7 protein-coding genes and 1 pseudogene are annotated in these 11,311 nt (G+C 68.9%); 1 reads left to right on the plus strand and 7 read right to left on the minus strand.

All coding sequences use genetic code 11. The features are described 5' to 3' along the window. Positions 1-23: 23 nt before the first annotated feature. The 7 genes and pseudogenes from ACIRD8_RS37560 to ACIRD8_RS37590 form a co-directional block, all read right to left on the minus strand. Positions 24-4,385 (minus strand): hypothetical protein, encoded by a 4,362-nt coding sequence (locus ACIRD8_RS37560; RefSeq protein WP_404002215.1) that lies wholly within the window; start codon positions 4,383-4,385, stop codon positions 24-26. 16 nt (positions 4,386-4,401) lie between these two features. Then, entirely contained in the window at positions 4,402-4,698 is a 297-nt protein-coding gene (locus tag ACIRD8_RS37565) for a trypco2 family protein (RefSeq protein ID WP_404002218.1), read from the minus strand. Positions 4,699-5,043: 345 nt separating this feature from the next. Beyond that, positions 5,044-5,655: pseudogene (locus ACIRD8_RS37570) on the minus strand (transcriptional regulator); the annotation flags it as partial. A gap of 289 nt (positions 5,656-5,944) precedes the next feature. Then, positions 5,945-6,880 (minus strand): CU044_5270 family protein, encoded by a 936-nt coding sequence (locus tag ACIRD8_RS37575; protein WP_404002220.1) that lies wholly within the window; start codon positions 6,878-6,880, stop codon positions 5,945-5,947. Continuing rightward, positions 6,867-7,424 (minus strand): RNA polymerase sigma factor, encoded by a 558-nt coding sequence (locus ACIRD8_RS37580; protein WP_404002223.1) that lies wholly within the window; start codon positions 7,422-7,424, stop codon positions 6,867-6,869. The genes ACIRD8_RS37575 and ACIRD8_RS37580 overlap by 14 nt, the downstream gene beginning before the upstream one ends. Positions 7,425-7,677: 253 nt before the next feature. Continuing rightward, positions 7,678-8,892, minus strand: a complete 1,215-nt coding sequence (locus tag ACIRD8_RS37585) for a 4-hydroxybenzoate 3-monooxygenase (protein WP_404002226.1) — start codon at positions 8,890-8,892, stop codon at positions 7,678-7,680. Between the two features lie 104 nt (positions 8,893-8,996). Continuing rightward, positions 8,997-9,764, minus strand: coding sequence for an IclR family transcriptional regulator (locus ACIRD8_RS37590; RefSeq protein ID WP_404002228.1), 768 nt, complete (start codon positions 9,762-9,764; stop codon positions 8,997-8,999). A gap of 135 nt (positions 9,765-9,899) precedes the next feature. Here ACIRD8_RS37590 and ACIRD8_RS37595 point away from each other — a divergent pair, with 135 nt between their 5' ends. After that, positions 9,900-10,886, plus strand: coding sequence for a MerR family transcriptional regulator (locus ACIRD8_RS37595; RefSeq protein ID WP_404002231.1), 987 nt, complete (start codon positions 9,900-9,902; stop codon positions 10,884-10,886). Positions 10,887-11,311 lie beyond the last annotated feature (425 nt).

An 11,311-nucleotide genomic window follows, 5' to 3' on the forward strand; every position in this document is an offset into this window, starting at 1 on the left:
GAACAGAACGTCGAGACTCTCCCTCACCTCCTCCGAAACCATGCCTGACCAGCGACAATCAAACGATCACGCCCGGTAGAGAAACGGCTTCTCAGATCGGCACGGCTGAGCAGCGGTTTGAGCACATAGCCCGCCCCGGGAGTGTTGCTGTGCTCGAGCAGCCACGCCAGCGCGTGCTCCCTGGCGCGGCTTGCTTCTCCCGCGCCCAGGTCGCCGCGGCCGAGCAGGCGTCCCAGAACGAAGCTCGCATCCCCCGCGGACGCGTGCGCGCCGAGCCAGGTCACTGCGTGTCCGGCCGAGCGCCCAGCGACCTCCGAGGACAGGGTGCCGCAGGTCAACAGTGGGCTCAGGACGCGTAGGGCCTCCGCCATCCGGACGTGCTGGTCGAGCCAGACCACGGCCAGCGGGGCTGCGCGTTTCATGATTTCTGGACCCCCGCGGCCCAGAAGTGGTTCGAGTACGAAGCGGGCTTCAAGGGTGGGCGCGTGCTCGTCGAGCCAGGTGAAAGCGGCAGCCACACCTCGCCGGATGTGGTCGGCGTTCAGGCCGTCGAGCGAGAGCAGTGCGTTGAGGACGAACTGGGCCTTGGGAATGGAGGCATTGTGGTCGAGCCAGGTCAGAGCCGAGGTGATCAGGAGCAGTGAGTCGTCCGCGTCCGGATCGGCGCGTTTCAGCAGCCGGGCCAGGAGGTGGCAGACCTGAGGGATGGTGGGATTGGTGGCCAGCCAGGCGAGTTGCGCGGCGGCCGCACGCCGGCCCTCGGGAGGGCCGAAGCCGGCCCGCGCTTCGAGAGCGCTGAGGACGAAGCGCGCCTCCGAGGTGGCGGCGCGGTCGCCGAGCCAGTCGAGGGATACGTCCAGTACGCGTTGGGCGTCGGTCGGCGGGAGGTCGTGGCGGGCGAGCAGCCTCCCGAGGACGTAGCCGGCGTCGGCCGAGGCGGCGTGCAGGGCGAGCCATGTGAAGACCTCGGCGTAGGCCGTGACGACCTCGTCATCGGTCAGGTCGGTGCGCGCCAGCAGCACGTTCAGGATGTAGCCCGCGTCCGTCGTCTGCCCGTGGTGACCGAGCCAGGTGAAGGCGGCCCCGAGCGCTCGGCGGACATCGGCCGCCGCCAGGTCCGTCCGCGCGAGCAGCGACTTGAGTACGAAGCTGGCCTCGCTGCTCGGATGGAGGTCGAGCCAGTCGAATGCTGTACGCAGCGCCCGCTGGACATCGCCGGGAGGGAGGCCGGGGCGGCTGAGCAGCGGGCCGACGATGTGTCCGGCGCTGGCATCGTCTCCATGGTGGTCGAGCCAGGCAAGGGCTGCGGCGACCACCCTGGGGGCTTCGGCTTCGGGAACGTCGGCCAGTCCGAGCAGACGCTTGAGGATGAAGGAGGCCTTTTCGATCTCCGCGTGGGAATCGAGCCAGTCGAGCGCGGCGCGCCACACGCTCCGCCGGTCGTCGTCCGACAAGCTGGTGTGCGCGACAAGCCGACCGAGAACGAACTCGGCCTGTATCCCGTGGGCGTGGTGGCCGAGCCAGTCCAGGATGGCGGACAGCACCCGCTCGACGTCCTCCGCGGGCAGGTCCGTGCGCATGATGAGACGGGACAGGATCGACTCGGCCTCGACGGTCGTGGCGTGTGCGTCCATCCACTCCCACACGGCCCGCAGGAGGCGCCGTACCTCTTCGTCCGACAGGTCGGTCCGGCTGACGGCAGAACGCAGGACGTAGCGGGCCGCAGGCGTGACGGCGTGGGCGTCCAGCCAGGCGAGGCCGTCCTGCACGGCCTGCCCGATGTCGTCGGGCTCCAGCTCTGTTCGGGGCAGCAGTGACCGAAGCACGTACCCGGCACCCGGCGTCGTGGCGTGGCGGTCGAGCCACTCGCGGGTGGTCGGCAGGACGCGCCGTACGTCGTCGTGGCTGAGGTCGGTACGCGAGAGGAAGGCATCGAGCACGTATCCGGCGCTGTGGGTGGCGGCGTGCCGACTCAGCCAGACGAGAGCGGCGGACAGGACCCGCCGCGCGTCGAAGGGGCTGAGGTCGGTACGGGCGAGCAGCGGCCGGAGCACGTACCCGCCGCTCGAGGCCGCCGCATGGCGGTTGAGCCAGTCCAGCGTGATGGGGATGGCCTGCTGCACGACCTCCCCCGGTACGTCCGTACGGGACAGCAGTGGGCCCGCGATGTAACTGGCTGTGCTGACCCGCCCGTATGCCTTGAGCCAGTCGGCTGCGGCGGGCACGAGGAGCCCTGCTCCGTCAGTGGGAAGGTGGCGCAGCCCGCGGTGCAGGACGTGACGGGCTTCGTAGTCACCGCCGAAGTGGCTGAGCCAGGGGCTGACGACCTGGTCCCAGGAGCCGACGGCCGCGTCGGACCACGGCGGACCGGAGCAGATGGCGCCGAGGGCGTAGCTGCCGGCGTTGGAGTCATGGCACATCAGGTCGCCGATCGTGACAGCCTGTTGGGTGAACCACGCGCACAGCAGGGGTTCCACAGCCGAGGCCCGGTCGTCGTCAAGGGCCAAGTCGTTGACCAACCGGCCGAGGTTGACGGCGAACCGACCGATGGTGCGGGCACCCGTGAGGCTGCCCGCGAGAAGCGCCCGTGTTCGGGCGACGTCCGGTCCGAGGAACGGCTCGGGGAGCATGACCGATTCCATGAGCTGGTCGGCGACGATGTCGTGGGCGACCGAGGCAGTCCCGTCCTTGATCTCCAGCCAGCCGAGCGAGACCAGGGTCGCCACGATGCCGTCGGCCTCCGAGGCGTCGTCACCGGTCGCACTCGCGAGTGCCGCCTTGGCAGCGGCCACCACTTCGGCGTGATCCTGCGGGCAGGCCGCCGCGGCGGCAGCGGCGGCCACGAGTCCGAGGGGGGCACTTGCGGGGACGAGGCTGCCGGGGGTACGCCCTGGCACGGTGAGACGGTCCTCCCTCAGCCGGCTCAGCAGCCATGCGGTCAGCTCGCCCCCGGAACGCAGACCCGTCACCTCGGGCACGGAAAGCAGCCCTGCTTCGACCCTGCGTTCCATCTCCCGGGCGACCAGGAGCCCCACGATCGGACGGTTGCCACTGACCTCGAGCATGCGTTCCATGCCCAGACGGTCGATGGCTGTGGGGGCCAAGGTCTCCAGTGCATTCCTGGTGACGAGCTGCTGGAACTCTTCGTCCTGCCGCAGGTGGACCTCGTCGAAGAGCTCGTACACCAGCGCCCGGTCTGCCTCCAGCAGCCAGCCAGGGCGCGCCGACGCGAGCAGGACCATGATGACCGCGCTTCGACGTGCCACGGCGAGGAGCTGGCGCAGTGCCTGAAGGTCCAGGTTGGTCTCGTTGAGGTCGATCACCACGAGTACGTAGCCGGTCCTCGCGAACGCCTGCTCGGCGATCTCTTCGATCATCTGGTCGCCGACCGGCCCTCCCTGCGCGTGGGGAACCAGGTGCAGCACCCGCCAGCCCTCCGCGATGGCCAGTTGTCCGACCTCCAGGCCGGTCCGGGTCTTGCCCGTGCCCGCCGCACCGACCATCAGCACGCCACGGTCCGCGGACGTCACCAGCCGGGTGAGCAGCCTGCGGGGGTCGGCGTCGTATTCGCTCCCCGGGAAGACGAAGGGCAGCTGGTCGGAGGTGAGGTTCTTCTCGAAGTCGCCGAAACCCCTGATCAGCTCCTGCTGGGAGACCACCGACCGCAGTCGGCGTCCGGGACTCCGGTCGTTCGGAAGGTCCAGCTGCATCGCATGCGCATTGACCAAGTTCTCGCCGAGGAGTCTTGCGAACTCAGGGTCGTCAAGGGCCTTTGCCACGGACTCGGCATCGGCGCTGCTGGTTCCCGCGGCGGTCAGTCGCTGGGCCTGCACTCCGATGAGGTGGCCGTCAGGGCCGAACAGGGCAGTGCCTGAAATCCCCTTCCAGGGGTCCTTCCCATCGGCACGCTCAGGAGGCGGCGCGGACATGATGGTGAGGTCCAGCAGCCCCGACTTCATGTTGGAACCGAGCTGTACCTGGCCATGGACCTGCTTGCTGTCCCGTCGGTCGAACCCCTGGTACCTGGCCGATTCGGGTCGCGTAGCGAGGGCCGGGAAGCCGACCCCGACGAACGGTACGCTTCCCATCCCGTCCGGAAGTCGTCCGATAGCGACGCCCGACGCCGCGCCGAGGCCCGCGGGCACGGCATCAAGCCGCAACAGGGCCAGGTCCTGGCTCGTTGAGCGGGCCCTCCAGATGAGCGTGACGGGCAGCTCGCTCTTGTCGTAGCCGAGCATCACCGTGCAGGCGCGGTCCGGAGCTGTGAACAGATGGGCCACTGTGAGGATCAGCCGAGTGCTGATCCGGTAGCCAGACCCGTACTCGATCTCGTCTCCGTGCCGGACGACGACCTGGGCAACACGATTCCTGTCGACGTGATCCATACAACAGCCGGCCGACTCAGAAGAGGTCGGAGACGTCGTCACCGGTGAGGACGGCCTCACCGCCTGCTGTCTGGGCAGTCAGGGCGATCTTCACCGTGTGGGTCTCTGCAGATTTGGCAGCCGCCTTGCCGCCGAGCGAGACCACCCAGAAGCGCACACCGGCGTTGGCCTCGCCCGTCTTCTCGACCACGACCTGCAGCTCCAGGTCGATGGAGTTGATCTTGAATCGGACGTCCTGGCCGGCCGCGTCGATGCGGGCGCGGTTGATCTCCGACCGGAGCGAGGTGAGCAGATCGGCAAGTTCGATGTTCATGCAGTCCCCCGTGAAACAGCTGCGCGACCGGCCGCGGCGGTGGGCGTCGTGAGCTTGTGAACGCAGACAAGTGCATCAGAGGGTAGAGGGTCGGCAGTTGTTCCGGACCAAGTGCCATCACATACGGATGAAATCCGGCCACCAGCGGCCTCCCCGCCGCCTGCGGCAGGTGTGTACGCAGTCCAGACAGTCGGGCCGGGTAGCCGAGCCTGGATGTCGCGAGCTGAACCGCGGCTTCTCGGCGCTGGGCAGCGACAACCTCGCCCATGCGCAGCACGTGCTGAGCCCGTCGAGTAGTTCGGCCGGGCCTCACACCGAGCCCGGGGACATGCGCGGGACGGTCGCTCAGCTGCTTGCCGAAGGCTGCGGAGTCGGGTCCCCCTCTTGTGTGGCGGCCCAGGAGGCGAGGAGGCGTAGGCCCTCCTCAGAGGTGGAGCCGGGTTCGGCGGTGTAGATGGTGAGGGTGAGACCGGGTTCCGCAGCCATCTCCAGGCCCTCGAAGGCGAGGGTGAGGTCGCCGACGGCCTGGTGGTGAAAGCGCTTGGTGCCGGTGCCGTGGTGGCGGATGTCGTGGGCGCCCCAGCGGGTGCGGAACTCGTCGCTGCGCGTGGACAGCTCACCGACCAGGTCGTGGAGGTCCTTGTCGTGCGGGTTGCGGCCCGCTTCGGTGCGCAGAATGGCCACGGCGACGTCGGCGAAGAGGTCCCAGTCGGGGTAGAAACGGCGTGAGGCGGGGTCGAGGAAGTTGAACCTGGCCAGGTTCGCCTGGTCCCCGGGCGTGGCGTAGACGTCGGCGTAGAAAGCGCGGGCGAGCTGGTTGGCGGCGAGGACGTCCATGCGTCCGTTACGGACGAACGCGGGGCCCGCGGTGATGGCGTCCAGGGTCCACTGCAGACTGCGATGCGGCTTCCACTGATCCTTCGTACGTCGTCGGCGGGGTCGGGTGAGGGCCTCGGAGGAATTTCGAGGTCACTGGAAGCAATCCGTTGCTGGTGCGGTCATGGACGGGTGCCGACGCCGAAAGCCACCCGCACGGCCCACAGAAGCACAGGACCCCCCACCCACGGTCTTGGGCTTGGCCGACGACCTGGACAGTGCATCGATAATCGGGCTGACTGCTTCAAGACCTCATGGGCGCCACGCCGCCCCGTGACGTCACTGCTGATGCCCGGCCTTGCTGCCTCTCTCGGCAAAGCCGGGCATCGGCACCATTGCGATGTCACTCGGGCGGACCCGGGCCAGGGCATCAGCCTGTGGTGTAGCCGCTCTTCACGTGGGTGGTGTAGTCGATGACCGACGGGATCTCGACGTTGAGCTTGCCGGGATCCTCGGTGAGCATTTCCTCGTGTGCCAGAAGCTTGCCGTTATGCGGATCGAAGATCACCGTCTGCTTGTTCGGCAGGCCCCCGAAAGCAGATTCGACGGAGAAGGCGACCCCTGAGCGGCCGGAACGGTCCTCAACGGTGCCGTTGTACTCCACGCCCTCGAACGTCGCGAGCGCCCGCAGAACCCCGGCGAGCTGCTGCGGGGTCAAAACCGTGTCGAGACTGCGCTCGTTGAGACGGTTGAGGAAGGCGCCGGCACTCTTGCCGTCGCCCTGGGAGAGGATCCAGTGCTTCATCTCTTCCGTGCCGCCGGCCGCGGGCGGCTGAGGTTCGTTCTTGGGCGGGAAGCTGTCCTTGTCCTGTCCACCGTCCCACGTCACGACCTGCTCCGTGGAACCGTCCGCTTTCTGCCATGTCTCGTGGCGCTGCGGAACGACCTCGGAGGTGACCTGCTCTCCGTCGATCCTGGTGAACAGCGACCACGTCTCGTACGAGAAGTGCTCCGTCGTCCCGCCGGCCGCGGCAGGCTGCTTTTCAGCTGCCTGCGCCAGCCGCAGCAGAACGGGCGCCGCCGCAGTTCCCTCGAAGGCCTGCAGACGGAGCGGAGCGGGCGTGGCCGCGACGGCGGAACGCTGCCCGGGTCCGTCGGTCAGACCGATCGCGACGACCGCGACCACTGCGGTGGCTGCCACCCCGGCGACCCACGTCGTCGGATGTCGACGTGCGACCCGGCGCGCAGTGGGCCGCGTGGTCGCTGTGATGTGTTCGAGCAGAGCCTCGGCTTCCGCGTCCGTCATTGCGGGCGATGCGGCCCGCGCGGGGTCGAGCCCGTGCAACAGCCTGTCAGTGTCGTGCATGGGTGACCTCCTGTGAAGGAGCGGCGGCGGCCGGGGCGCCTGTGGGCAGGACAGGGCGAGAGCTGTTGAGTTGCTTCCGCAGCCGACGGCGGGCCCTATGCAGACGTACCCGCACTGGCACAGGCTTCTGGCCCAGGACGTGTGCTATTTCCGCAGGCGTCAGCTCCTCCCACAACGCCAGCCGCAGCACTTCCTGGTCGTCACCGCCGAGTCGGTCGAACGCCTGGGCAACATCCGTCCGTGCGATGACCTCCTCCACATACCCGGAATCGTGCGGGCGCGGCTCGTCGGCCAAGCGGTCCTGCAGATCCGTACGGCGTTGGCCGGCACGCCGATCGTTGGCCAACACCCGCCGCGCAACGCCGTACAACCACGGCAAGGGCTCAGCCGGCATCTGGTCAAACCTGCGCCATGCCGTCAGGAACACCTCCGCCAGCACGTCACCCACGTCTTCCGGCTGGGCTCGCCGCAGCACATACCGCTCGACCGCTGCACGATGGCACCGGTACACGGCGGTGAACTGTTCCTCGATCGTCGAATCCATCTGCCCTCCACCCTGTATGTGTCCGGCACCAGCCCCACCGTTACACCTCGAGCGGGCGGGAGCGGTGCACTTCGGCAGACAGGGACGATCGCCACGCGTCGGTCGTCATCGCCGATGACCCGCTCGTCGGGGTACGGGAGGGGGCCGCGGCCGTCGATCGGCGCGATCTGCCGGTCGTGCCACTCCGCCGGTTACGGCGGGGCGGCGGTGAGGTGGCGGAGACGAACGCGGGAAATCCTCGCCGTCATTCGGGTCAGTGGTCGCGGCGGCTGGTGGGCCAGCCGGTGTACTGCTCTGCAAGGTAGGTGCGTCCGGCGCGCGTGGCCACCACGTTGTCGAGCTCGCCGAGCTGACGCCGTAGGTCGAACGCCGAGCCGCCGGGCGTGGTGTGGAGCAGCTGTGTCATCCAGTGGGAGAAGTTCTGTGCACGCCAGATGCGTTGGAGGGCGCGCGGCTGGTACTCGTCCAGCGCGGCCTCGCCCGCGCCGCCGAGCGCACGCAGCAGGACCTCGGCGAGCACCTTCACGTCGTGCAGCGCGAGGTTGAGCCCCCGGGCACCGGTCGGCGGCACGGTGTGCGCGGCGTCGCCCGCCAGGGCCAAGGAGCCCCAGCGCATCGGCTCCTGCACGAACGAACGGAACCGCAGCACCGTCTTCTCCAGGACCGGCCCCTCCTCGAGGCGGAAGCCGTCCGGGCCGGCCACCCGGGCCTGGAGGGTCTCCCAGATGCGGTCGTCCGGCCAGGCTTCGACGGACTCGTCGGGTTCGCACTGGAAGTACATCCGCTGCACGCTGTCGGTGCGTTGGCTGATCAGCGCGAAGCCGTGCTCGGAGTGGGCATAGACCAGCTCGGGCGCACTCATCGGTGCTTCGGCCAGGATGCCGAACCACGCGAAGGGGTACTCCTTGCGGTACCGCGTTCGCCGCTCCCCTGGCACCAGATCGCGGCACATGCCGCGCGAGCCGTCGGCGCCGACCACGTACCGGGCCCGGATCTCGTGACGGGTGCCGTCCGGGCCGGTGCAGCGGACCCGGGGAGCGCCGGTCGTGACGTCGAGGATCTCGGTGTCCCCGACGCCGAAGTGGACCGAGCCGCCGTCACGGTCCCGGGCATCGGCCAGGTCGACGAAGACGTCGGTCTGCGGGTAGAGCCACACCGAGGCGCCCACCAGCTCCTTGAAGTGGATGCGGTGCTCCCGGCCGCCGAAGCGGAGTCCGATGCCCTCGTGCTCGTGGCCCTCTCGCAGGATCCGGTCGGAGACACCGGTCTCGACCAGGTCGCGGGCCGCATCGGCCTCCAGGATGCCCGCCCGCTGAGTCGTCTCGATCTCGTGCCGGGTGCGGGTGTCGATCACGATCGTCTCGATCCCTGCCCGCCCGAGCAGGTGCGCCAGCATCAGGCCGGCGGGACCGGCACCGATGACGGCGACGGGAACCGAGGCAACGGTGTCGACGGGGGCGTCTGCCATGGCATCTCCTGAGTGGCTGCGAACGTTCCGAGCACCCCGAACGTTGGCACCCGGTGCGGCGGCCGGTCGCCTGTGTTTCCGTCAGACGGAAGCCCCCTCGGAGGTCAGACCGCCGTGCGGGCCCGCCGGCCGAGCTCCTCGGAGATCCCGTACGCGGCCCTGAGCAGAGGTTCACGCAGTCCCCCCGCGCGACTCGCGCCACGTGCCGTGACGACGATCCCCAGAACGGCGCTTACGGGCCCGCCCCGGCCGATCCGCACGGGCGCGGCCACCGCGACGGTGTCCTCCGAGAGCTGCCGGTCACTGACGAAGACCTGCTCGCGGCGGATGCGGTCCAGCTGCGCGCGCAGCGTCTTCGGGTCGGTGACGGTGTGTGAGGTCCAGGCCCGCAGCGGTGACCGGAGGACCTCCTCCTGGATGTCCCGCGGCGCGTGCGCCAACAGCACCCGGCCCATCCCGGTGGAACCGACGGGGAACCGCCTCCCGACGGTCGTCAGCAGCTGCACCGACCGGTGCCCGGCGATCCGTTCCACGAACACGAGCTCCGTGCCCTCGCGCACGGCGAGCTGGACGTTCTCGTGGGTCGCCTCGTAGAGGTCCTGCAAGAACGGGAGAGCGGTGTCCCGCAGGATCTGGCTGCGCGGGCAGCCGGAGGCAACCTCCCAGAGCCGCAGCCCGACGTGCCACGACCCGTCCTCAGCGCGTTCCAGAGCCCCCCACCCCGCCAGCTCGGCCACCACTCGGTGCGTAGTGCTTAGGGCGAGCCCTGTCCGCTGGGCGATCTCCGACAGAGTCTGCGACGGGTGCTCGCGGTCGAAGGCCGACAGGACCAGTAGGACCTTCCCTGCCGCTGTGCTCCGGGGTGCGCTCATCTCACGCGATCAGTCTCAGCGGCATGATGTGCATCATGGCAGGGCCCGCCGGCCGTCGCCTCGGCGGGCCCAGCTGGTTGGCAGTTGGTCGGACGGGCTTGAGTCTCCACCAGGGGGAGACGCAAAGGTGGGGGCATGCACGACGACACGCTCTACTCGATCGGCGAGCTGGCCCGGCGGACCGGTCTCACGGTCAAGACCATCCGGTTCTACTCCGATCGCGGAATCGTGGCGCCGACTGACCGCAGCCCGGCCGGCTACCGCCTTTACGACAAAGATGCCGCTGCACGCCTTGACCTCGTGCGAACCCTGCGCGAACTGGGACTGGACCTTCCTACCATCCGGAAGGTCATGGACCGGGAGCTCTCTTTTCCCGAGGTCGCTGCGGCGCACGCCGAAGCACTGGCAGTGCAGATCAGCACCCTGCGCCTGCGTCGCGCGGTGCTTACGGCGGTGGCCAACCGCGGGTCCACCCTCGAGGAGACGGATATCATGCACAAGCTTGCCCAGCTCTCTGAGGATGAACGCCGAAGTCTGATCGGCGATTTCCTCGACGCCGTCTTCGGCGGTCTTGACGCCGCCCCCGTATTCGCGGGGGTAATGCGCTCGATGACTCCCGAGCTGCCCGACACCCCGGAGGCGGAGCAGGTCCAGGCGTGGGTGGAATTGGCCGAACTGTCCCAGGATCCGGATTTCCGGGCCGACGTGCGGCGGATGGCCGAGGACCTGGCAGTCGAACAGGCCCGAAGCGACACCACGGGCCCACGGCGCGACATTGCTGCAACCGTCCGTGACCAGGTCGGCCCGGCCCTGGCCGTCGGCATCGACCCGGCCTCTCCCCAGGCCGATCCGATCGTCGCCACGCTCACGGATCACTACGCGCAGATCCTCGGCCGCCCGGACGACATCGAGCTTCGCCGCCGCCTGGCGACTCGGCTGGAGAGCGTGAACGATCCCCGCAGAGAGCGATACCTCCAGCTACTCGCAGTGGTCAACGGCTGGCCCGCCCCGGAAGGTCTGGCTCCAGTCTTCGAATGGTCCGTCCAGGCTCTGCGTGTCCGGACACAGCATGACGGGGCGGCCGCGAGGCGGCGTGGGCCGGACTCGGCCGGCGTCGGGTGAAGACGCCGCCGCATATGATCGGTTTGTGGATGCCCCCGTCATACTGCGGTCAGGAGCGACGCCATCTGCTCCCGCTCTTGTCCTTCGGCCCTGGTGTATGGAGGACGTTGCGGCACTGGTCGAGGTGAGCCGGGATCCTGCGTTGCGCAAGTGGGCGGGCTCTGTCGTGGACAACGATGCTGACGGGACGAGGTGGGTGCATGCCCAGCAGCGGGGCTGGGCAGCAGGGACCGGTTCGGCTTCGCCGTCCTTGAGGAACAACCCGGTTCAATGCGCGAGCTGTTGGTGGGCAATGTGGTCCTCGTCTGTGGATCATCGGTTGCCGCCCTCAGAGGGCGTTAAGTCCGTTTCTGGTAGCGGCCGCGTCCGGGCTGTTCGAGGAGTCCCTGGCGGACGAGTCTTCCCAGGCGGGAACGGGTGACGTT

The organism is Streptomyces sp. NPDC102451 (genome assembly GCF_044765485.1).
Lineage (GTDB): Bacteria > Actinomycetota > Actinomycetes > Streptomycetales > Streptomycetaceae > Streptomyces.